Origin of the sequence: Saccharibacillus sacchari DSM 19268 (assembly GCF_000585395.1) — a bacterium.
Lineage (GTDB): Bacteria > Bacillota > Bacilli > Paenibacillales > Paenibacillaceae > Saccharibacillus > Saccharibacillus sacchari.
On sequence record NZ_KK073875.1, the window covers coordinates 935,810 to 959,678 of the forward strand.

Here is a 23,869-nt window from a genome sequence, read left to right on the forward strand (position 1 = left end):
ATAGGCTTCCGAAGTGCATTTCTTCGAAATGCTTCACAAAATGCTGTCTCGCGCAAAGAGCGCGCTCAAAGGCATTTTGACCTGAATTTCTCCCTCCGCTGCTGCCCACCGTGCAGGCGCTTCTTTAAATAAATTAATTAAAAAGATTAACAATAAGGACGGTTTGCAGGCCGTTTTAGATGTTTGGTAGATAGATAAAGGCATGAATAAATTGCATATATGCGCCAAACTAAAAGGCACAGCCCCATAATCGGCTGTGCCTTTATCTTGCTGTTGCTTTTCTTTTGCCCTTGTCCTTTAAAACCTACCATCCACGTGCTGAGGTGAGCGGAGGGGTGAAGGAGTCGTAGAAGCGAAGCGTTCGCCTTTGAAAATGGGTTTCCTACCTCCAGCTTGTTTTATACAATCCGAGGAAACCCATTTTCAACACGCGATCGAAGACCCTTCAGCCCGCAGCGCCTCCCACCTCAAGAACGTCTCCCCCTCCGCCAATATCGGTACCCGATCCGAAACATGCTGTTGAGCATGATCAAGCCGAACAAGATGAAATAGATGATTTTGTTGTCCATGACAAGCTCGTCATTCAACAAATACACGATGGCGGCGGCTGCAAGCAGGAAAAAGACGAAGTCCGCGGCAGTCATGAGCTTGATCAATCGTTCCGTACCCGGATTGCTTGGATGCTTGTCCATTAGCTTCCTCCTTACTTATTCTCGTTCTTGTCCTCCAGCTTCGCTTCCACTTCGCCCAGATCGAGCGTGGCGCTTTCGCCGAACCAGGAGACCAGCTTGACACGGGCTTTGCCGCGCGTGTCGTCGTTGATCAGCTTCGCGACGACGGCGACGGCCGCGATCAAGGTGCCGAAATCGTCCGTGTACCCCACCACCGGAATAAAGTCGGGGATCAGATCGATCGGGGCGATGAAGTAGGCCAGTGCGCCGACGATGACCGATTTCGCCCACGGCGGAACGTCTGCGTCTTTGAGCGTGTAGAACAGCAGTAAAGCTGCATAGACGACTTTGACGCCTGCTTTTTTGCCGAACTTTTTGACTTTTTCCCAGAACGAGCCTTCCGAATACTGCTTGCCATAGCCTTTGATGCGTTCGTTCAATTCAGCTTCGTTGATCGGATCGCCTGCTGACTCTATTACTGCGGCTTCTGCCGGATCTTTGGCATTCACGCCGATTCCGAGCTTAACGCGGCCGTAATCGGACACGCGGTCTTTCCAGGTTTTTTTGTCCGCCATATCGGCATGACCTCCCTTATGCGATGTTTCGGGCGACCGTTTATACGCGAGCGCCCGGATGCTATTTTTACCCTTCAAGCTCTCATCTTCGATCGCCGCGAGCCGCTGTTCGAACTGCGGTTCGCCGAGCGTCCCTCATGCGTTTTGGCGAACAATCGGATGCACCAGTTGGCGCACAGCAGCGAGAACGCGACGAACAGAATGGACCAGCCGATTGCCGGCACGAAGGTGTCCTGCGCCAGCAGCGCCGCATCGCCCGCCGCTCGCGGAGAAGTGATCGACACCCAGGCCAAGTAGAGGGAACTCGTAATCGACTCCTCCAGCGTCAGGAAGCAAAGAAGCATGTAGTAGAACTTGCGCAGCGGCTCCCAGACGAAGTACATCAACACGTTTAATGCGATAAATCCAATCAGCCAGACTACGCCGAAGCCGTCATGCACGTACAGGATCAACATGATCAAAGCAACGGCCGTCATCAGGATCAAGCCTTGCTTTTGCTGTTTTTTGTAATAGCCGTAGAACAGCAGGACGGCAAACAGCGAAGCGGACATGTATCCGGCCAAGGAGACAAGAATCGAACTCCAGGTCGAATACGTCATGACGTAGGTGGCTCCGCTGTGGTTCGCGTTCAAGTCGATCGACGAGACATGACCCGACGTGGCGAGCGCGACCACCGCGTGACCGAATTCATGGATCATCGTGTTCAGATTGCGAAATAACGATGAAAAAGGAATCAGTCGGGTCAGCACCGCCGCGACCAGCAGATACAGCACCAGTTTTGCCCATTTTGGCATGAAACAACCTCCTCGAACGGATCGCGAACCGCCGCCTTGCCTGAACGGTTCGCGGTGACTTTCCAAAACTTTTATATCATTTTATGCGTTCAACGCGTTCTCGTTATGTTACGACCAAGCACAGGGCAAGGTTCCGGCTTATCGGATTTTCGCTTAAAAAAGTAGGGCCTATGCTCACCCCGCTTGGCGTTTCAACTCTCCGACACCTTTTCAATAACAATCAGGCAGGTGCTGTCCGGCAGCGAAAGCTCATGGCCTGCGTCGTCCGTCACCTTTACTTTGTCTTGCAGCGCCAGCGTGTACCCTTCCTGTAAAAAGTAGCGGCTTACCACGATTTTCGCCTGCTCTCCGAACAACTCCGCGATACAAGCTTCATACTGCGACGGCGTCATATACCCGAATTGCTCCTGCACCTCGTGCACATACGCTTCCTCGCCCCAGGTGTAGGTGTACAGAAACTCCATCGCGTCGTTGACCGGCATGCGGACTTCGTTCGGGCCGAGCTGCTCAAACTTGATCTCCCGCCCGACAAAGTCTTCGGCGTATCGCGCAAGCTTCTCCGGCGCTTCCGGGTCGGAGAACGTCAATCTTCGCGTCTGCTCCTCAGGTTCCGTCATGATCCCGTCTCGAATAAGGATACGCCCGCCGACGGGGATCAGTTCGAACGCGCTTTGCAGCGCCGCCCGGACGGTTTCCAGATTAAACTTTTGCCCGTTGAACGGAATATACGAATACAATTCATGCAAAATGGAGGAAAACACCACCGTATCGATACTGCCCGGCTCGATGCTTTGCTTCAGATTGAGCGCGTCGCCTTTGAGCACCCGCCAGTTGCGGTTCTCCAATCGTCTGCGCCGCTCCAACGCTTCCACCACGTTTTCGCTGATATCGACGCCGATCGCTTGTTTGTCCGGCAGTTCCTGTTCGATCAGGTCGAGCAGCACGCCGCCGCCCGGACCGATATCGAGCACGCGCGAGCCGGAAATGTACGAAAGCAGCACTTTTTTGTCGTCCGCCGAACTGTTCATCGATTCCAGATACTCGTCTTCGTTGTGGAAACGGTCATACGCGTCGCGCCGCAAGCCGAACAGATCCATCAGCATGAGCACGGCGCGTTCGTACAGCGGCGATTTCTCGGCTTCCACGCAGAAATCGATCAGCTTTTCCGCGGCCGGAGAGAATACGAAGCCGAAAAAGCACGTATCCGTATTGCCTTTTTCCCGGCTGACCCGATGATGCAGATGCGGACTGTTCGCGTGCCGCCCGCCTTCCAGCACGGCCGCCCAATCCAGCTCGCGCAGATACTTTTCGATGATCCGTTTTTTGTACAGATTGATCTTTTTGACGCCTTTATAATCGTAGTACAAGCCGTGCATCAAGCGCTCGAAGCTGATATGCCGGGCTTGAGAGCCTTCGTCCGCGCCGCGCAGGGCGAGCAGCATCATTTTGACGAACTCCTCCAACGAAAACTCGCTCAATGCCGCCTCGACGTACCAGAGCGTTTTATCGTTTAAGCGTGCAAAAGCCTGCTCCGACCCGTTTTCGACGCCGGATGCTTGGAGCGCTTGATCCACTTCTGCCAGCCCGCCGTCAAAATCCTCGCCGCGCCGGATCGACTCCGTGCGCAACCGCCGCAATCGTCGCCGCAATCCGTCGCCCTCCGGCACCGTGCCGAGCGAGACATGCAGCACGCAAGCTTCAAGCTCGGCGGCCACGGCTTCCCACAGATCCTCCGACACGGCCCCGATTACGCAGCGGTTGAGCGCCATCAGCAGCCGGGCAAGTTCGGTCTCGGTCAACAGCCCTTCGTCTACCGGACCATGCAGCGGCATATTCGCGGCAAAAGGCACTTCGCCCCGCAAATATTGGCCGAGCAGCCCGTGCGTGCGGATCAATAGCGCGGTCAAGCGGCGGCGGTCCCCGGCGCTATCCGTCGACTTTTGCAGATACAAATCCGCCGAACCTTCATTATGTACAAACACGTTAATGCCCTGGCGCTGCCAGCCGATCCGATCGAGCCTGCTGCCGCCTTTTGCCGTCTCGCTCCAAGCCAGCACTTCTTCGAGCAGCTCTTTCATCCAAAAGGACATGCGCTCTCCCTGCAAAAGCTCCAAACTTCGCTCCACGTAAGCCAGTACCGGATTCAACTGCTCCAGTTCGCCGATCGAGCCGATCCGTTCGTAATTGACGATGTACTCTTCGGCGGACGCCAAAATATTCAGCCACGCCGGAAGGTCGATTCTGCGGGCTTCTTCCTCTTCTTTTTCCATATAGCTGCGGATCTGTTCCAGGGCGCTTGGCATGATGTTCGCTCCTCTCCATTCTCCATCTTTTCGCGATGATCGCTATAATCTCTATTATGATACCCCAAATCAGGGCGGTAAAAAAATCGGAAGACGAAGCGAGAGAACTTCGAAGCAGCATGCGTCTTAGCAGTAAATCGTCACGGAGGAGGAAAAGGAGTGGAACTGCCGGATGACCGGATCATCGTGGATGCCGTACTCGCGGGCGACAAGCAGGCTTACGCGGACATCGTGGATCGGTATAAAAATAAATTGTACGGATTATTTCGGAAAATGGGACTGAGTGAAGCGGATGCGCAGGATCTGACGCAAGAAACGCTGTTCAAAGCTTACCGCAAGCTGGATTCGCAGCGACCCGAACAAAGCTTTTCCGCCTGGATGCATACGATCGCGCTTAATTTGTTTCGGGATCGCGGGCGAAGAAAAGTTCCTGTTCCGCATGAACCGATCTTGGAGACTCCCGCACCGAAAAAAGACACGCCGGAAGAAAGTCTCATGCGGACTGAATTGCGCGAAGAATTGGATCGACTGCTCGATATGCTGCCGGAACATTATCGATTGGCGATGGTGCTGCGTTATGTCGGTCAACTGAGTCACGAAGAGATCGCGGAGCTTATGGGCATGAACGTCAGTCAGGTGAACAACGCGCTGTATCGGGCAAAATGCAGCTTACGCGGCAAGATCAAAGCGAAGGAGGGAATGCGCTATGAATTTCCGATCGCAGTCGACAACGGCAAAAGTTCTGCACGATAAACGCAGTTCGGAAGGGAACGGAAGCGGGCAGGTTGGCGGTGAGAATTCGAATGAACATTTTTCGGATAAACAGCACCCGTACGCTAATGAGGATGCACGCAAAAATGACGAATATACCGCTCGCGAAGACGCGCAGTGGACATCGCTCTTCTCGCAGGAAAAGCTGCCGGATGATTTTACGGAGCGGTTTATGGCTGAACTGGAAGGGGTCGATATGGATTCGGTGCCGGAGGTCCCTGTCGAACAGGCGGATAACGATAAACAGGACCCGGAAGCGCCGACAACCCTTGAAGATCCCGGCAGCTCTCCCGAACGGAAAGTTCCAAAAAAACGAAAAAGTCGTAAGCCTTTGTGGATAACAGCGGCCGTCATCGTATTCCTTGCCGGAGGCATCCTGCTGTCTACCCATCCCACGATCGCCGAGCATGTACGCTCTCTTTTCTCCAAAGACTCCATGGCCGATAAAGGGATGTCCGAAGCGAGAGACGCTGGATTTTTGACCAGCACCAACGTTTTTGCTACGGACGAAGCGAGCGGGTACACGGTCAAGGTCGAAGAGCTGATTGCGGATTCCACCCGGTTGGTTGTCGGGCTTACTGTATCGGACAAGCACGGTAATTCAGTTGCGGGTCAGTTGACCCAAGGACAGGGTAATCAATTTCGGATTCGGGACAGTCAGGGAGAGGTCGCATATACCAGCTCGATCGGCGGGAACTCGAGTCTTGACCAGATCGAATTCAGGTTTGGGCGTCCCGCTGTCGGCCAAAGCCTATCGTTGGAAATTGACGCAAGAGAACTTCTGATCAGTCCCGGCGAAGCATTGAGCGATTCCAAACGACAGAAAGTCGGCGGCCTTTGGACGTTAAACGTCGACATCGACCTGACCAAGGCCGCAGACGTTTCCATAATAACCCGTTTGAACGAATCTTACGAAACGCCTGCCGGCGTGAAAATCAATATGCTCGGAGCAACTCGCACGCCCAGCGGAGGTGCGCTCGAATTCGAAACCTCATTGACACCGGAAGCGCAAAAGCGAGGAACGGAAGGCATCCAAAGCAAGCACGAGGTCCTGTACCGAATCGAACGGACAGACGGCGAAGAATTGCCTTGGAATTACGGCTCTTACGATTTCGCTTCGCCCGTTTTCGATCGTTGGACCGGCATCAATCGCTGGTTTTATCGGTTCAGCAATTTCTCTTACACTACGGAACCGCTGCGCTTTGTACTGGAAGGTTATATGATTCGGGAAAAAAGCGACGCCTCGGTCAGCTTTGACCCGTCTTCCCTTTCTGCCCAAAATCCTGCGGTGTTCAAGGATTCCGGGGACGAGTTCGAACTGACCGGGATGACCGTCGGGCCCGACCCCAACAGGGAGGGTAGCGGAGCTGCCGATATCCCTTCTGCCGGGATCATCACTTTCGGAGGAAGTTATAGCAATCCTGGCTTCCCGACCGACGATTGGATCGCTTTGGACGATGCCGGAAACGAGTATCGCGTCCAATTCCGCGGAGCCTTAACCATAGGAGATCCGAAATTGGAAGGTAGCCAGACGTTCATCGTCGAGGGTCTGGAGACCATGCCAAGCAAGCTGACGCTCAAACGTACCGAAGTGCAGCATCTATACCGCGACGGGGAATGGTCTTTCGAGATTCCGCAGACCGGAACGCCGGGCGTAGTGCCGGAATAAAACAACAAAGACGCAGGCGACCGGAACCGATCCGAACCGCCTGCGTCTTTGTTCTTCCTTTTCACACTGCTCAACCTTTCAATCTCCCCATCGACAGATTCACCCGATAGTTCCCGTAATTCAACATATCCTGCAAAAATCCGTTCAGTTCCTCCATCGTACGCGTACGCGTCAACAGCAAATAACACCCTTCGCCGTTCGTCCGATCCATTCGCACAACGCGTTCATCACCTTGAGCGAACGCGAGAAACGCGGCGTGAATCGTCCCCGCATCCAGAAAAACGGTCACGTATGCTTCGACCGCCAGCCCGACTTTCGCCGGATTCCAACGCAGCGTATACCCTTCGATCACGCCGCTTTCGCGCATTCGCCTTACTCTTGCGCCAACGGCCTGTCCGGTTAAATGAACCTCTTCCCCGATTTCTTTGTGCGTACGGGTAGAGTCTTCTAGCAACAAATCCAAGATGCGCAGGTCCGTGTCGGCAAAAGAGGCGTCGGCAACCGATGACCTATGCTGTTCGCTCATCAATCTGTCGCTATGCCGCACGCTTGCCGCTTTGCGTTCTTGCCGTATCCGTTCACGCTCCGTCTGCGGATTTTCATCGTTAATCATGTCGCTTCCTTCCTTTTCGTCATCCTTATTTTCACGCCGAAAACATAAAGCCCCGGATCGTTTCACCGAAGCGTGTCCTGGCGGATTTGGCGTCTTTATAATGAAAAGTATATCACGGCCTACCGCTCTCGGCCTCTTTTGAGATCGCGAGACAAGCGGCCATCAGGAGGTTCATCATGAAAATCACCCTTATCCGCAATGCGACATTATGGCTGGAATACGGCGGCCTGAATTGGCTCGTCGATCCCTCTTTCGCCGACCAAGGCTCTACTCCGGCAATTCCGCATGTTCCCGATTCCCGTCCCAACCCGCTCGTCCCGCTTCCGGTGACGTCCGAAAGCCTTTCCTCGCCCGACGTACTGCTGTTGACCCATCTGCATCCGGACCATTGGGACGAACCTGCGGCCAAAGCTCTGCTTGCGGGACGCGGCGGTTCGGAGCTTCCGATTCTGGCCCAACCGGGCGACCTTGAGCGAATCGCGTCATTCGGCTTCTCGCATGTGACCGAAATCGAAGACGCGCTGGCGTACCGAGGCGTTACGATCACGCGCACCTCCGGTCAACACGGCATCGGCGAGATCGGGCAAAAGATGGGACAAGTCTCCGGTTTTGTTTTCCGTGCTGACAACGAACCGACGCTGTACATCGCGGGCGATACGATCTGGTGCGACGACGTCGTTCAGGCGCTCGACGCGCACCGCCCCGATGTCACAATCGTCAACGCCGGCGGCGCGCAATTCGGCGAAGGCGATCCGATCATCATGACACCGGAAGACGTTGCGTCGGTTTGCCGCCACGATACGCATACCGCCGTAGTCGCCGTGCATCTGGAAGCGATCAACCACTGCCGGACGACGCGGGAAACGCTGGCGACCGAAATGAAGCAGCAGGGGCTTCAAGATCGGGTACGCCTCCCGGACGACGGGGAAACGTTGGCTTTTTAAACGGAACGTCAAACGACATAAAAAGACGCGCACGGGGAAAATTTCCCTGTACGCGTCTTTTTTGCTGAGTCGGCCTGCTGGATTGATCTATTTCGGCTCCACGTATTCCTGCATGTCGCGCAAGTTGGAGATCGGCGAAAACCAGCCTTGCTCGCCCTCGTTGAACCGCACGCCGTACAGACCCGACTTTTCGATCTCTTGAAGCCAATTGATCATCGGATCGACCTGCATTTTGGCAATCAACACCTGCCCGCCCGGCGTCATCAACTGATTGTTGCGCGCGAACACCTGGGCATGCATCGGATCGGTAAACAGGAAAGCCCAGCCTTGTCCGTCGACGTTGCCGAAAAACGGCTCCGGCTGCTGCGGATTGTCGCTCGGCTGCATCAGAATCAACCAGCTGTCCAGCTTGAATGCTTCGGCCCAGATCAACGTCTGTCCTTCCGCGAACGGAAGCTCTCTCGCTTGCTCTACCGTCACGTCAAAGTGCGCAGCAAGATCGGCCGCCTCGCGCACCTGCTGCTGTTGTTGCGGATTTTGTTCTTCAGTCATGATAAAAAACTCCTTTCGATACTGCTCGGTAATGAACACTTCTATTCATTGTACCGAATCGAGGAGGAGAATGCGAAGCGGAAGTCAATTATAGTCCGATTCGAATAAGTAGGTCTCGGTCGCCCACGTGGTGCTTTCTGCGAATGAACGACTAAGAAATCTCTTTTGAAGATACTTATCTTCACCCGGCTTACGCTGATACGCAGCTTTTTACCGTATATATTTTAACTTTTCCTTCTATTAATAATAGCAAGCTGTTTACTTATAAAATATGTTCGAACATCTTCACGACTTCTTCCTTCGTCGGTTGGAACGGATTGCCCGGAGCGCAGGCATCCTTCATCGCGTTATCCGCCAGCAGGTCAAGGTCCGGATCATCCACGCCCAGCTCCGACAGCTTGGACGGAATGCCGACTTCGCGGGACAGCTCGGAGATTTTGTCCACGACGTAGCGTGCGCACTCCGTATCGCTTTTCCCGGAATCGTCCAAACCGATCGCCCGAGCAATCGCACGGAACTTTTCCGGTACATGCTTGGCATTTTCCGCTTCGACGAACGGCAGCAGCATCGCGTTGCACACGCCGTGCGGCAGATCGTAGACGCCGCCGAGCTGATGCGCCATCGCATGCACGTAACCCAATCCGGCGTTGTTGAAGGCAAGGCCCCCAAGGAAGATCGCATACACCATCTGCTCGCGGGCTTCGATGTCGTTGCCGTCCTTCACGGCGCGCGGCAGATAATCGAAGATCAGGCGAACGGTAGCCAGCGCCGTCGCGTCCGTAACCGGATACGCGCCCGGCGTGACCAGAGCTTCGACCGCATGCGTCAGCGCATCCATCCCCGTAGCGGCCGTCAGGTCGGCAGGCTTGCCGGTCATCAGCTCCGGATCGTTGATCGAGACGGAAGCCAGCGCATTTTTATCCACCATGACCATCTTCACTTTGCGCTCTTCGTCCGTAATGACATAGTTGATCGTGACTTCGCTGGACGTGCCTGCCGTGGTATTCACCGCAACGATCGGCATCGACTTGGCTTTGGATTTGTGAACGCCTTCATATTCCGTGATATGGCCGCCGTTCGCTGCGATAATCCCGATGGCTTTGGCTGCATCCTGCGGCGATCCGCCGCCTACCGAGACGATGATGTCGCAATTTTCTTTTTGCAGCAGCTCCGCGCCGTCGTGAACATTTTTGCAGGTCGGATTCGGGCGGACATCGCTGTAAACGACGGATTCGAAACCTTCTTTTTTCAATACGTCCAGCACTCGATCCGCAATTCCGCTCCGAAGCAGGAATTCATCCGTCACAACGAGCGCCTTGCGGCCGCCGAGTTGGTGAATATGCGGGCCGGCCTCGTTCAGGCAGCCTCGGCCCATTAGATTAACGGGAGGAACATAATAGACATGCGTAGTCAAATTCATCTTCCTTTCTCGTTCGCTTGTTTGGTTACGACTTGAAAAGGTTCATGCTTCAATGTCCACATTATCATTAGTGATTATTTTCACTAAATAATAAAAGTCACATTTATTTGTGGTTTTTTGTTTATTCTTTTTGTAAAAAAAGGAGTCGTTCCGGTCAATTATTGTCAGCCCGTCCGCTAAATTTGCATCAAGGGTGGTTTTTGGGTAACAATATTGAAGAAAGGATTTTTTTGCGGAACGACGGATGCGGCTTTTGGTTTTCCGAACCCTTGTTTCTAAAGGCTGCCGACTGTGTAACTTTTAATAAACTCAAGCGTATAACCTTTTGGAGGTGTTTGATTGTATGAATAAAATGAAATCTTTATCCGTTTTGGCTCTTACCCTGATGCTGACCGGCGTGTTGGCCGCATGCGGCAACGACCAAGCGGCTTCGCCGTCCCCGTCGACGTCTTCGGATTCCCAGGCGGATAGCTCGGCGAACGACCAATCCAGAGAAGACAACGACGCGCACCCGACAGACGAAGTGGACATTGACAAAGAAAACAGCACGGAGTCCCCTACCGATTCGGCGATCGGCGAAGCTCAGGAAGAAACGGACCTCGACGCGACGACAGGCGATCCTGTTCCTGCGGACGACGAGTCGAAGGATAACGCGGAAACCGACAGCACGCCTGCCGAAACGAAGCCGGACGAGTCCGCTTCCGATTCGGTAAGTTCGACGAACAGCGGAACGACCGGAGGAACGACCGGAACCGCTCCCGCGACTACGCCTGCGGCGGACGAGCAAAGCGGCAAAGGATCGTACGTCGGCCTTGCCGACGCCCACAGCGCGGAGATCGAAGTAGACGGCGAGCCGGTCATGTACCAGTTGTCCGAAGAAGCCCAAGCGCAGCTCGGTCAAATTCCGGCGGATGCTCAAGTGACGTTCACGTATACGGAAGAAGACTTTGATTCCGAGACGAAGGTACTGACGATCACGGACATCAAAGAAGCCAAGTAACCGAACCTTTTACCCGACTTGAATAGCATGCTTGCGTAAGCACTGCGCCCTCTCTGCCCGGCTTCCGCCGGACAGGAGGGCTTTTTAAGGTCTCCGGACCTGACGGTTCGCTGCACGGGGCTTTTTGAACGACGCCGAAATTTTGCCAAAAGGAGATGCGGATATGTATCGGGTAGTGATGATCAGACACGGACAAAGCGAATGGAACCAAAAGAACCTGTTTACCGGCTGGACGGACGTTAACCTGACCGAGCACGGAATCGAGGAAGCGAAAGACGCCGGACGCATTTTACGGGAATCGGACTATACCTTCGATATCGCGTTCGCTTCGGTGCTTCAACGCTCGATCAAGACGCTGCACTATGCGCTGGACGAGTTGGGGCTGTTATGGATTCCCGAAGAGAAGTCGTGGAAGCTGAACGAACGTCATTACGGCGCGCTTCAAGGATTGAGCAAACCCGAAACGACCGAAAAATACGGCGAGGAGCAAGTGCATCTGTGGCGGCGCAGCCTTTCCGTACGCCCGCCGATGCTTGAACCGGGCGACAAACGGCTTCCGAATTCAGATCCTCGCTATGCCGATGTACCGACGGAGCAGCTTCCCGCCGGCGAAAGCCTGCAAGATACGATCGAGCGCGTAGGCGAGTTTTGGGACGAAGAAATCGTGCCGCTGGTGCAGGACGGCCGCCATATCTTGATCGCGGCGCACGGCAATACGATTCGCGCGTTGATCAAATTCATGGAAGATCTTGAAGAACACGAACTGCTGGATCTGAATATCCCGACCGGCGTTCCGCTCGTCTATGAACTGGACGACGACGTGAAACCGCTCCGCCGCTTCTATCTCGGCCATCCGACGCACGTCGAAGAGAAAAAGCGTCAAGCCGCCGATCCGAACCACGATCCCGATTGATTACTATCCAAGCCAGAAAGGAGTGTTCAACATGACCGGCAACTTTACCGTTCGCCCTGCCGTGCCGACCGATGCAAGAGCGGTCTCGCTGCTCATGTACGAAGCAATCGGCGATATCGCCCACACCATCGCGGGAACGACCGACCTTCCCGATACGCTGGAAGTACTGGAAGGGCTGTTTCAACTTCCGGGCTGCCGCCTCGGCTACGATAACGCCCTGGTCTGCGAAGACCAAGACGGCGGCATCGCGGGCTTCGTCCTGAGTTATCCCGGCGAACAAGCCGCAGCCCTCGATATCCCTTTACTGCGTCGCCTGCAAGAACGCGGTCTGCCGACAGACGGATTGGTTCCCGAAGCCAATCCGGGCGAATACTACCTGGATTCTTTAGCCGTCAGCGGCGCCTACCGAGGCGCAGGCCTTGGTACCCGCCTCATCGAAGCCTTCGAACAACGCGCGGCAGACCTCGGCCAATCCCGAGCCATGCTCCTCGTCGAAAGCGAAAATACCAAAGCCAGAGCCCTCTACGAACGTCTAGGCTACTCCCCCGACGGCTGGCTCGACCTGAGCGGTCATCGATACCAACGTATGATCAAAGCGATCCCAGCCTGAACGCAATGCTTGGAAGCAACCGCAAGCACGTCCATATGCTCAACCTTTATACGAAGGAATAAGTCCAGCAGAGCTGGGCTTATTCCTTTTCTGCTTACTGGATGTACTGATCACAACTATGTCTTTTATTCTTTTATCCTTTTCCCCCCTTTCATCCATCACGATGCCGGGAGCCTTTTCGGCGGAAGCGCCGAGCGGAGGGAGAAATTCAGTGAGGGACGCCTTTGAGCTATAAAGTCGGAGACTTTATAAGCGAAACAGCGGCTCGAACGAATTTCTCCCGCAGCGCTCCCTCGCTTACCAGCCGAACCCAGTCTCCCGCCATCCTCCGCCTATCCCCATTATCCCCGTCGTCCACAATCGACCGCCCTGAATTATCCCCGCCATCCACAGTTTGTGCCGCTCGAATCTATCGGTTTTCCACGGCTTGTCCCCATCCTTTTCCCGCATAACTAACTTTTTATCACTTTGTTCAAAAAAATTAATTTGCACTTCTTGTCGACTGAAGACCTTCTTTCTGTCTTGATCAATCCCGTACCCCGCACCATTGCGGCATTTCCGAAAAAGCCTCCTTACTCTTTTGTCCGTCAATCCCCGTTTAGGGAAAGTTCCGTTGCAAAAACGTCTTTTTTCCCTTAATTGCTCTCGTTTTCGCCTTTTCTCCCACTTCCGACTCTTTTATTTTCTAAAATTTGTGCTTTGACAAACCCCATATCTGGTTATAAAATGAGTAACACTGACCCGGATAAAACTAGATATAGATTTAACCGGGCAATCAAGGAGCGTGAAAGAACATGGTGATCGCTTACGATTCCAGAACAGGAAACGTGCGGAGGTTTATCGAAAAACTGGATCTCCCCGCGGTTCAAATCGACGAAACGATGAAGCTGGAAGAGCCTTTCATCCTCGTCACTTATACAACGGGCTTCGGTCAAATACCGGACAAAGTCAATCAGTTTCTCCAGAACAACGGCCAGCAACTGCGCGGCGTATCCGCCAGCGGCAACCGCAACTGGGGACTTTCTTTTGCCAAAAGCGCAGACACGATTTCCCAAACTTACGGCGTACCGGTATTGTGCAAATTCGAATTATCGGGAACGAATAAAGACATTCTACATTTTAAAGAGGAGCTGAACACCCTTGCGGCATATTGAACTGAACAACCAACTGATGCTGAGAAACGCCGACGGATTTTTCCGTCTCGAGAAAGATAAAGAAGCGGTAGCCGCATTCATGGAAGAAGTACAGCAGCGCAGCCTGACTTTCCCGGACTTCGGTTCTCAAGTGGATTACATGATCGAAAACGACTACTACGAGAACGTGTACGCGAATTACACCCGCGAGGAAGTCGTTTCGGTATTCGAGACTTCGCACAACGTGCCGTTCGAATTCGCTTCGTACATGGCCGCTTCGAAGTTCTACACGGACTACGCGATGAGAAGCAACGACAAAGCGCAGTACCTCGAGACGTACGCGGACCGTTCGGCGATCGTGGCGCTGCACCTGGGCGGCGGCAACGTGGAAACGGCGAAATCGCTCGTGACCGCAATCATGGAGCAGCGCGTGCAGCCTGCGACGCCGACGTTCCTGAACGCGGGCAAAAGCCGCCGCGGCGAACTGGTATCGTGCTTCCTGCTGGAAATGGACGATGCGCTCAACTCGATCAACTACGTGCTGTCGACCTGCATGCAGCTGTCGAAAATCGGCGGCGGCGTAGCCGTCAACCTGTCGAAACTGCGCGGACGCGGCGAGCCGATCAAAGGCGTCGAAGGCGCGGCCAAAGGCGTTATGCCGGTACTGAAATTGATGGAAGACGCTTTTTCGTATGCCGATCAAATGGGTCAACGCAAAGGCTCCGGCGCGGCGTACTACAACATTTTCGGCTGGGACGTGCTTGAATTCCTCGACAGCAAAAAAATCAACGCCGACGAAAAATCCCGTCTGAAGACGTTGTCGATCGGCCTGATTGTTCCGAACCGCTTCTACAAGCTGGCGGAAGAGAACAAACCGCTCGTGGTATTCGGACCGTACTCCGTGTACAAAGAATACGGCAAACACCTCGACGACCTCGATATCGACGAGATGTACGACGAACTGCTCGCCAACGACAAAATCAAGAAAAAAACCGTGATGAGCGCGCGCGACATGCTGGTCAAAATCGCGATGGTTCAGCTGGAATCCGGTTATCCGTATATCATGAACAAAAGCAACGCCAACAACAATCACGCGCTGAAAGATCTGGGCATGGTCAAAATGTCCAACCTGTGCACGGAGATCTACCAGCTGCAAGAAACGTCGACGATCGGCGATTACGGACAAGCCAACGATATCCGCCGCGACATCAGCTGCAACCTGGCTTCCCTGAACATCGCGAACGTGATGGATCACGGCAAGCTGCAGGAGTCGGTACACGAAGCGATGCTCGGACTTACGGCCGTCAGCGACATGACCGAAGTGCAAAACGCTCCGGGCGTGGCCAAAGCGAACCGCGAGATGCACTCCGTCGGCCTCGGCGCGATGAACCTGCACGGCTACCTGGCTAAGAACAAAATCGCGTACGAAAGCGACGAAGCGATCGACTTCGCGCGCACGTTCTTCATGATGATGAACTACTACTCGATCGAAAAGAGCATGGAAATCGCGCGCGATCGCAACGAAACGTTCGCAGGCTTCGAGCAATCCGAATATGCAAAGGGTACATACTTCGACAAGTACGTACAGACCGATTACAGCCCGCGCACGGATAAAATCAAAGCGCTGTTCGGCGACATGCACATCCCGACGACTGCCGACTGGGCGCACCTGCGTACTTTGGTCCAAGCAAACGGCCTTTATCACGCTTACCGTCTGGCAATCGCGCCGACGCAAAGCATCTCGTATATCCAAAACTCGACGTCGAGCGTAATGCCGATCGTCGACGCGATCGAGACGCGTACGTACGCCAACTCGACGACATACTTCCCGATGCCTTATTTGGCGCAGGATAACTTCTTCTACTACAAATCGGCGTATCAAATGGACCAATTCAAAGTCATCGACATGATCTCGGTCATTCAAGAGCATATCGACCAAGGCATCTCGGCGATCCTGCACGTCAACAGCAACGTGACGACGCGCGAACTGGCACGTTACTACCTGTACGCGGCACGCAAAGGCCTGAAGGCTCTTTACTACACGCGTACCAACCACTTGAGCGTGGAAGAGTGCATCAGCTGCGCGATCTAAGCTTTTTTCGAATCAAAGTCGATCCGATCTTGATTCATCATGCGAGATCAGTTCCACCTCAACATTAACCAGAACCCGCGGGGCGCCTTTTCACGATCCGGTTTGCCGGTCCAACAAAAACGCCCCGCTTTACTTTTGCAATTTTATCGCTCATAATAAGTAACTTGTGCGCCGTTCTGTTAGGAATGGTCATTATCTGCGATTGTTGCAACCAACAATAGACAATTAAACTTTTTATATACATTCGATTTATATAGACTCCACGAGAGAAAGGGATGACCGAACATGATTAAAGCCGTGAACTGGAACCGTCCTGCCGACGACTTCACCCTGATGTTCTGGAACCAAAATATTATGCAATTCTGGACGGACGACGAAATCCCGCTGTCCGACGACAAAATGTCCTGGATTACGTTGACGCCGGACGAGCAAGAAGCGTACATGCAGGTCCTGGGCGGCCTGACGCTGCTCGATACGGTACAAGGCGGAGTCGGCATGCCGCAAATCATGGAGCACGTCGAGAACCTTCAACGCAAAGCCGTTCTGGCTTTCATGGGCATGATGGAGCAAATCCACGCCAAATCTTACAGCAGTATCTTCACGACGCTCGCGTCCACCGAAGAGATCGACAAAGTCTTCCGTTGGGTCGAAGAAAATCCGCTGCTTCAGAAAAAAGCGTCGATCATCTCGAAGTATTACCAAAACATCGAGACGCAAAAAGACCTCTATCTGGCTATGGGCGCTTCGGTTATGCTGGAAAGCTACCTGTTCTACAGCGGCTTCTTCTACCCTCTCTACCTGGCCGGACAAGGCAAAATGACGAGCAGCGGCGAGATCATCGACTTGATCCTCCGCGACGAAAGCATCCACGGCCTGTACGTCGGCGTGCTGGCTCAGGAAATCCTGCGCGACCTCCCGGCATCGGAAGCCGAAGCGGCGACGAAGGAATTGTACGAGCTGCTGCACACGCTGCAAGCGAACGAAGAACAGTACACCGAGCAGCTGTACACGAAGATCGGCTTGACGGAAGAAGTGAACAAGTTCGTCCGTTACAATGCCAACAAAGCAATGATGAACCTCGGCCTCGAGCCGCAGTTCGAAGAAGACGACGAAAGCATCAACCCGATCGTCCTTAACGGTCTGAAAACGCAAACCAAGCAGCATGACTTCTTCTCCAAAAAAGGCAACGGTTATGTGCGCACGGTTCACGTGGAGCCGCTGCGCGACGAAGACTTCCTGTTCGACAGCGCGGAAGCGCCGGTAACGAGCGGACTGTAAGTTCGGTATTTCTTTTATCCCTTTCCTGTTCAGAAGTTTCGTTTACGTTCGGCATTCCGGTTTCGATCGGAGTTCCGTCGTCAGCGAAGCTTCTTTTTTAATCGGAAAACGGGTATGATCGAGTCGTACGCAGAAAGTCGACAGAAAGCGGGCGATTCCAACCATGAAAGCAGCAGTGATCACCAAGTACGGCGGACCCGACGCTTTTCAGATACAAGACAGACCGGAACCCGAACTCCGCGCAGGCGAACTCAAAGTGCGCATGCAGGCTACCTCGATCAATCCGATTGATTTCAAAGTGCGCAAAGGGTATATGTTTTTCTTGTCTGGCTTTCGTTTCCCCAAGATTCTGGGCTCCGACTTTTCCGGGATCGTAGAGGCGTGCGGCGAAGGGGTAAGCGGATTTGCAGCAGGCGATGAAATCTACGGATTCACGAACGGCGCTTCGCAGGGCGGAGCATCGGCGGAGGTGCTGTGCTGCAAAGCTTCGGTCGCTTCGAAAAAGCCGGCGTCGCTCAGCTTCGAGGAAGCCGCTGCCGTTCCGCTGGCGGCCTCGACGGCTTACCAGGCGCTGATGCGCGAAGGCGGCTTGAAGCCCAGCATGAAGGTGCTCGTGATCGGCGCTACGGGCGGCGTCGGGCATTATGCGGTGCAGCTGGCCGCGATCGCGGGCGCTCACGTGACGGGCGTTTGCCGGTCTTCCGGCGCATCGACGGCCAAAGCGCTCGGCTGCGACGCCGTGATTGCTTACGATCAAGAAGACTTCCGGCAGAGCGGACAGGCATTTGACGTCATTTTCGACGCGGCGGGCAAATCCGGGTTCGGCGAGTGCCGTTCTCTTTTAAATGAGCAAGGTACTTACGTGACGACGATACCGGGTCCTTCCGTGATGCTTCGACGCGCGCTGACCGGATCAAAAGGCCGCAAAGCCCGTTTCTTCATGGCGAACTCCAACGATACCGACCTGAGCCTAATGCGAAAATGGTGCGACGAAGGCAATCTGAGACCGCTGATCGAAGCCGTGTTTCCGCTGGACGAAACGCGTCAGGCGTACGAGCTTGCGGAATCCGGGAAAACGCGCGGGAAAGTCGTGATCCGGACGGCGCCGGAGTAACGTTATGCGGATAAAATCTGTTTAAGCGGCAGCTTTTTTCGACTCGCAATAGATGCAATGCAAAGAACCGATTCTAAGCAACGCGGCTTAGAGTCGGTTTTTTTTATATGTTAGGATCGCTTCGCAAGTTCATGCAGCACGGCATCCAGCATGCGGTTCATTGTCGGCTGATCATGCAGGAAAAATACGCCTTGCGGAATCTCTCCGTTCTTTTCATGATTGAATTCTTCGAACGCAACTCCCTCGTTGCGCAAATACACCGACCGACCCTCGATTTGTTCCCAAGCCGTCAGCTTCTCCGTTTTCGCTTTTTGCTCCGCCGCCTTCAGATCGACGACCTTAACCAATTGCTGTCCCATATCAAAATAGAGATGATCTTGATGCACGCGCGGCTCGGAAGGCTTGGTCCGATTCAATTTAAGCACATGCGTCATGGAAGAAAACGACATCAATACAAAATCAACCTGATTGCTTGCCGCATCCACGTACAGCTCCAGCGTGGGCACGAAGCTTGCGAAAAAACGCAAAGCCGGCGAGTGTTTCAAGTCATCGTCCAACGTCCAGCCGAGCGGCGTTACTGCGTACTCGGGCGGTTCCCGCTTATCGAAAAACGTCATGCGCAGGAACTCCTTCAGCGGGGTTAGATCGGTCAATAACGAAACGGGACAAGGTTCAAGCTGCGCCGGATCGATACGGAAACGGATCGAGGGCTGCGACCTTCCTTTTTCCATATAAGAGTCGTCGAAATTACGATGGCGATATATGTCTTTCAGGAGCGACAGAGCCGCAGTTGGCGTCTGTTCGAATAATTCCAAAGACTCCGGCCTAAACTGCTTCAACGACAGGTTCCACTGAGTTATATGCTCTTGCGATTCTCCTGCCTCCGCGCCTGCCATGACCTTCTCGAAATGAGGGGCAATTTCCTTCATGATGATGTTTCTGGATTCTTCCGAACGATAAACGATCGACGATTGCATCGACGCGTTCCACCAAGCCTGATTTACCGAAAAAAACTGTCCGATCAAGCTCATTTGTTTCACAGGTGAAGTCTCGATTTTTTCCCAACTGATCTGCGGGAATGCCGTACCCGGATTAAACCGTTGCAAAGGACGTTCCGGTTCGTACTCCAGTTCGCTGTAGTTTCTAAGCCACGCATACATCCGTCTTCCCTCCTTTTTCCTTCTATATAAACTGAACGAAAAACAACTCGATTTCCTCACTCTCCGCGCAAAAGAAAAGCGCCTTTGCGGATAATCCCGCAAAGGCGCCCGAATCTTCAGCTACCTTTTACTTCTTCGGCAGCAGCGTCACCGGTACGGTGAACGTCTCGTTGATTCTGGAATTTTTCTTGTAGGAAGCCGTAACCTCCAGGTTCACGACCGTCGGCTCATTCGGCAGGGCGCGCAGGGCTCCCTTGCTGTTGATGAGGTTCGGATGGTCGCTGCCCGTCACTTGGAATTTGACTTCGCTTGTCGATTTCAATTCCAATACGTTAGGTCCGATGCGGGTCGTGTTGACTACAGCGGCTTGCTTGTCGAACGCGGCGATCGCTTCGTCGACCAGCAGCTCTCTGCGATCCGCGATGCGGTAGCTGGAGTAAGCCAGGTATTCGATCTCGTCGACCACGTATCCGGCATCATCCAGTTGGGTAGCCAAAATCTCGAGCTGATACGTTCCCGGAGCGAGCTGGCCGACCTTGCCGGTATTCTCGTTCAGGTAATAATCGTCCAGGTCTTCGAACGTATAGCGACCCGGTTCCAGCAGCGCCAGGCTGCCGTTCGCGTCTTCGTTGTAAATCTGATCCAGCAGGCCGATATACTTGTCGTCGATGCCGTATACCGCGATCTGGATATAGTTCACGTCATCCGCCGACAACGTGAAGGATACATCGGTCGTATCGCGATTACCGTCGCCGTCAGGCGTAATAATGCGTTCCGACAGTTCGATATCCTGGATGCCGAAGCCGGTCGAAGGTTTCTCGTCTCCGATATGCACCGCGAACGGCAGATGCAGATCGGGTCCGTTTGCCGATTGCAGAAGCACTTCGCCTTCGTACACGCCTTGAGCCGCATCGGATGCCGGATCAATCGCCAGTTCGAACGTTCCCGGCGCTCCCGCGGAAGCCGTAACCGTGTTGCCTGTTCCGAGCCCTGTCAGTTCCGCCGAAATTTTGCTCGTATCCGGCGTAGCGATCGGGTTCGTCGGATCGGAAGTTACATTATCGTGCCATACTACGCTTGCCGAGTAAGAAACAGGCGCTCCCGTCACGCTTTTCAGCTGCAGTTCGCGGCTAACCTCTTCGCTGTCCGCGCTCAGTACGCCGAACGCCGTCGAGGAAGCATAGTTCGTCACCGGAACTTCAACCAGATCCGTGTTCAGAATCTTGATTTCTTCGACAGCTTGCAGCAATGCCGGAGTATCCAGCGCATCCGCTACATAAGCGCGTCCCGCGCCTTGGGAATACACATCGTAAGGCGTTCCGTCTTCATCGGAAATGGTATCCGCCGTATTCGCCAGCGCTGCGCGAACATCGAACGGCGTCCACTCCGGATACTTTTGTTTCAGCAGCACGGCAAGTCCCGCGACATGCGGCGAAGCCATGCTTGTACCGCTGGAACGGGCATAAGCTTCATCATAGCTGACGCCGCTATCGAATTTGCCGTATTCCGGATAAGTCGACAACAGATTGACGCCCGGCGCCACAACGTCCGGCTTGATGCTCAGATCGTCGTCGCCGTTCGGGCCGCGCGAGCTGAAGCTTGCCATCCGGTCGCCTTCGACGACGGTCTTCGGATACTCGCTTCCGAATGTGATGTCGAATTCAGGCGAACCCGATTCGACCAATTCGCGAGCCAGCTTGCGGCCCTCGACCCCGCTCATGTCGAAGTAAGGCACATAATCGAAGCTGTCTCCCAGAAATGCGAGCGAACCGACCGGTTCATCGCGTCCCGGAAGCGATTCGGACAGATCCGCTTGATTCGGGTTGCCGGCTAACGTGTTGCCATTGAAGATTACGATTGCTTTGGCTCCGTGTGCCGCAGCTCCGCGCACTTTGGCGTCAAACGTCAGGTTGCCGCGGGAAACCACTACCACTTTGCCTGTTACGTCGATGCCGTCGTCAGCCAACTTGTCATAGTCCGCGTCGGTGCCGAGGTTTGCATAGACCGCATCGTTCGGCTCCGTGCCGAGCAGCGACGCGAAGTCTTCCTGACCGAGTTTCCAAGCCAGAATGTCTTGCGTGTACGGACCGTATACTGCTTGGGATACCGTATCGGCAGGTTGCTGTTCTTGCGTTGCAGCCGGAGCCGCGTCCTCTGCTGCCGGTTCATCAGCCGCAGGTTGTTCGGATACCGGAGTCGCTGCTTCTTCCGCATTCTCTGCGTCTGCCGCAGGAGCTTCGAGAGCCGCGTTTTCTGCCGCCGATTCATCAGCCGCAGGTTGTTCGGATGCCGGCGCCGCTGCTTCTTCCGCATTCTCCGCGTCCGCCGCCGGAGCTTCCGGTTCTACCGCTTCTTCCGGAGCCGGTACAGTATCCGGTGCTTCTTCCACAGGCGTCTCTTCCGCCGGAGCTTCGCCGACCGAAGCCGAGAACGTGCCCGTGTAGTGGCTGCTCTCGCTTGTCGTGGCACCGACCGAGATCGCCAATTGCGACGAAGCCGGGGAACCCATCGAATAATAGTAAGGACCCGAGTCAGCCGCATTGCCGTTGGCAATGACCGCCGTTACGCCGGATAATACGGCATTGTTGATCGCCACCGCATCCGGGGAGTTCGGATCTTTGTTCGAATCCGAGCCCAACGACAAGTTGATGACGTCCATGCCGTCTTTTACCGCGTGCTCGATGCCGTCGATGACCTGAGCGGACGAACCGGAAGCGCGTCCCGTCTCGATATTGCGGCCGAGCACTTTATACACGTACAGATCGGCTTCGTACGCGACGCCCTTTTGCACGAGTTCCGACGTCGAGTTCGTTCCGCGTCCGACGATCGTGCCGGAGACGTGCGTGCCGTGGCTCGTTCCCGCGTAAGACGTGCCGTTAATTTCGACCGGCGGCTCCTCGTACGGATCGTTATCCTGCTCGAAGGAGTCGTAACCGCCTTTGTAGGCGTCTTTCAGATCCGGGTGCAGATAATCGACGCCGGTATCGATGACACCGACCTTCAATCCTTTTCCGGTAAATCCGTCCGCCCAAGCTTCATCGACGCCCATCTGTTTCAGCGGCTGAATCTCGAAGTTATCCCCCGCCGAAGCTTCCGTCTCGTCGATCGGAATTTCGTAATACGTCTGGTTCTCGTCGATCGCGACCACGTTCGGAATCGAGGCCAGCGTTAACAGATCTTTCGACGACACCGTCACCTCAAGTCCGTTCAGGACCGTATTATATTGATAGTTGACCTTCACGTTGATGCCCAGCGCCGCGGCTTGACTCAGGAAGTCGGCTTGCTCGCTGTCGACCAACTGCTCCGTCGCGGTTGCGGAAAAACTTCGCAATCCGGCTTCGCTGGCGGACGATTCGGCAGCGGCTACCGGTTCCCGGCTGAGCTGCACGATCGCACGCACGGTATGTAGAGACTTGGTGTCCAGTTTAGGCGAAATGATCGAAGCCGGATCCCGGCCTTTGAGGGAGAACGTGCTGATCGCGCCGTCCGCGGCCCCGTTATTGATCGAATCTTTGGATAGGTTGAACGGAACGAGCCCGCTCGGCGATTGCGCGGAGGCTGCGGTCGGGAGCGCTGCACCCAAGACCAAAGCGAGACTTAACGATACTCCAGACAGTTTACGGAACAGATGCTGCTCTTTTTTCAATGCAACTTCCCCTCTCTTATTCGTAAAATATGAATCGCGTTCGTGGAGCTTAAGCACACTTCCTGTCAGCTATGTTTACAGGTCATCCAATAATACGTTTTAAAACGGTCCTCCTTCCTTCCCTCGTCAAAAAGCTTGCCACCTATGCTAGCATCAGCCAAAAGAGTTGACCACCTGTAAATTTTTAAGGAAAAGTGTTTCAAATCTTCCAATCGACAAAATTTGTCGAAAATTTAAAGTGTTTTTATGCTTTTTCTTGAACTGAATTCCTTTTACAGTAAGCAAAAGTCTCACTCGTGTTATGCATCTGTCAGATTTAAATAAACTTGAATAAGGCTTTTGGTTACTATTACTCTCTTGCTTATGAGTAAAAAGACTTAAAGTTTCGACAATATGCAACCTTTTGGAATTTAGTTATAACCAAACTCTGTACATTTCGCTTTACACGAGACTCAAAATTTCGTTTTTGGAATTTGATTATGTTTTATTTCGCAGTTTTTTAGTCGGAATTAATTCTGTTTCCGTACAATGCTTGTTTGACTGCGGATGACATAGCAAAAAGCACGGCATCCGAGAAAGATGCCGTGCTTAAGCGTCAAGCGGTCGAGAAA

Annotated in this window: 19 protein-coding genes; 10 read left to right on the forward strand and 9 right to left on the reverse strand. The window is 54.0% G+C overall.

Annotated features, from left to right (window positions below; genetic code table 11):
• Nucleotides 1-467: 467 nt before the first annotated feature.
• From SACSAC_RS04140 to SACSAC_RS04155, 4 genes are all read right to left on the reverse strand, one after another.
• Nucleotides 468-692 carry a hypothetical protein gene (locus SACSAC_RS04140; RefSeq protein ID WP_037283782.1) on the reverse strand — a complete coding sequence of 75 codons (225 nt, stop codon included), beginning with the start codon at nt 690-692 and terminating at the stop codon, nt 468-470.
• Between the two features lie 11 nt (nt 693-703).
• On the reverse strand, nt 704-1,246 hold the full coding sequence (locus SACSAC_RS04145) for a DUF1232 domain-containing protein (protein WP_156950941.1): 543 nt from the start codon (nt 1,244-1,246) through the stop codon (nt 704-706).
• 74 nt (nt 1,247-1,320) lie between these two features.
• Entirely contained in the window at nt 1,321-2,040 is a 720-nt protein-coding gene (locus SACSAC_RS04150) for a M50 family metallopeptidase (RefSeq protein WP_037283784.1), read from the reverse strand.
• 191 nt (nt 2,041-2,231) lie between these two features.
• Nucleotides 2,232-4,343 carry a class I SAM-dependent methyltransferase gene (locus SACSAC_RS04155; RefSeq protein WP_037283786.1) on the reverse strand — a complete coding sequence of 704 codons (2,112 nt, stop codon included), beginning with the start codon at nt 4,341-4,343 and terminating at the stop codon, nt 2,232-2,234.
• 159 nt (nt 4,344-4,502) lie between these two features.
• Here SACSAC_RS04155 and SACSAC_RS04160 point away from each other — a divergent pair, with 159 nt between their 5' ends.
• Entirely contained in the window at nt 4,503-5,096 is a 594-nt protein-coding gene (locus tag SACSAC_RS04160; RefSeq protein WP_084777900.1) for an RNA polymerase sigma factor, read from the forward strand.
• On the forward strand, nt 5,050-6,783 hold the full coding sequence (locus tag SACSAC_RS04165) for a DUF4179 domain-containing protein (protein ID WP_037283788.1): 1,734 nt from the start codon (nt 5,050-5,052) through the stop codon (nt 6,781-6,783). Before SACSAC_RS04160 ends, SACSAC_RS04165 begins: the two co-directional genes overlap by 47 nt.
• 70 nt (nt 6,784-6,853) lie before the next feature.
• Here SACSAC_RS04165 and SACSAC_RS04170 read toward each other — a convergent pair whose 3' ends face one another.
• Nucleotides 6,854-7,396 (reverse strand): Lrp/AsnC family transcriptional regulator, encoded by a 543-nt coding sequence (locus tag SACSAC_RS04170; protein WP_342666444.1) that lies wholly within the window; start codon nt 7,394-7,396, stop codon nt 6,854-6,856.
• Between the two features lie 176 nt (nt 7,397-7,572).
• Between SACSAC_RS04170 and SACSAC_RS04175 the strand changes: the two genes are divergently transcribed.
• The gene (locus tag SACSAC_RS04175) at nt 7,573-8,340 is read left to right on the forward strand and encodes an MBL fold metallo-hydrolase (RefSeq protein ID WP_037283790.1); all 768 of its coding nucleotides are present in this window, start codon (nt 7,573-7,575) and stop codon (nt 8,338-8,340) included.
• 87 nt (nt 8,341-8,427) lie between these two features.
• Here the strand turns inward: SACSAC_RS04175 and SACSAC_RS04180 are convergent, their stop codons facing one another.
• The gene (locus SACSAC_RS04180; RefSeq protein WP_037283792.1) at nt 8,428-8,892 is read right to left on the reverse strand and encodes a hypothetical protein; all 465 of its coding nucleotides are present in this window, start codon (nt 8,890-8,892) and stop codon (nt 8,428-8,430) included.
• 262 nt (nt 8,893-9,154) lie between these two features.
• Nucleotides 9,155-10,312, reverse strand: coding sequence for an iron-containing alcohol dehydrogenase (locus tag SACSAC_RS04185; RefSeq protein WP_425414793.1), 1,158 nt, complete (start codon nt 10,310-10,312; stop codon nt 9,155-9,157).
• A gap of 343 nt (nt 10,313-10,655) precedes the next feature.
• On the opposite strand from SACSAC_RS04185, the gene SACSAC_RS04190 reads away from it, so the two are divergent.
• From SACSAC_RS04190 to SACSAC_RS04225, 7 genes are all read left to right on the forward strand, one after another.
• Complete coding sequence (locus SACSAC_RS04190) at nt 10,656-11,312, forward strand: hypothetical protein (protein ID WP_037283794.1); 657 nt, start codon at nt 10,656-10,658, stop codon at nt 11,310-11,312.
• Nucleotides 11,313-11,475: 163 nt separating this feature from the next.
• Nucleotides 11,476-12,225, forward strand: a complete 750-nt coding sequence (gene gpmA / locus SACSAC_RS04195) for a 2,3-diphosphoglycerate-dependent phosphoglycerate mutase (RefSeq protein WP_037283796.1) — start codon at nt 11,476-11,478, stop codon at nt 12,223-12,225.
• Nucleotides 12,226-12,256: 31 nt separating this feature from the next.
• The gene (locus SACSAC_RS04200; protein ID WP_037283798.1) at nt 12,257-12,835 is read left to right on the forward strand and encodes a GNAT family N-acetyltransferase; all 579 of its coding nucleotides are present in this window, start codon (nt 12,257-12,259) and stop codon (nt 12,833-12,835) included.
• A 794-nt stretch (nt 12,836-13,629) separates the two neighbouring features.
• The gene (nrdI, locus tag SACSAC_RS04210; RefSeq protein ID WP_037283802.1) at nt 13,630-13,989 is read left to right on the forward strand and encodes a class Ib ribonucleoside-diphosphate reductase assembly flavoprotein NrdI; all 360 of its coding nucleotides are present in this window, start codon (nt 13,630-13,632) and stop codon (nt 13,987-13,989) included.
• On the forward strand, nt 13,976-16,060 hold the full coding sequence (gene nrdE / locus SACSAC_RS04215; RefSeq protein WP_037283803.1) for a class 1b ribonucleoside-diphosphate reductase subunit alpha: 2,085 nt from the start codon (nt 13,976-13,978) through the stop codon (nt 16,058-16,060). Before nrdI ends, nrdE begins: the two co-directional genes overlap by 14 nt.
• A gap of 288 nt (nt 16,061-16,348) precedes the next feature.
• Nucleotides 16,349-17,338, forward strand: a complete 990-nt coding sequence (gene nrdF, locus SACSAC_RS04220) for a class 1b ribonucleoside-diphosphate reductase subunit beta (protein WP_037291985.1) — start codon at nt 16,349-16,351, stop codon at nt 17,336-17,338.
• Between the two features lie 163 nt (nt 17,339-17,501).
• Entirely contained in the window at nt 17,502-18,452 is a 951-nt protein-coding gene (locus SACSAC_RS04225; RefSeq protein WP_037283805.1) for an NAD(P)-dependent alcohol dehydrogenase, read from the forward strand.
• Between the two features lie 110 nt (nt 18,453-18,562).
• On the opposite strand, the gene SACSAC_RS04230 is transcribed toward SACSAC_RS04225, so the two are convergent.
• Complete coding sequence (locus SACSAC_RS04230) at nt 18,563-19,612, reverse strand: hypothetical protein (protein ID WP_037283807.1); 1,050 nt, start codon at nt 19,610-19,612, stop codon at nt 18,563-18,565.
• Nucleotides 19,613-19,739: 127 nt separating this feature from the next.
• The gene (locus SACSAC_RS26755; protein WP_051506853.1) at nt 19,740-23,258 is read right to left on the reverse strand and encodes a S8 family serine peptidase; all 3,519 of its coding nucleotides are present in this window, start codon (nt 23,256-23,258) and stop codon (nt 19,740-19,742) included.
• Nucleotides 23,259-23,869 lie beyond the last annotated feature (611 nt).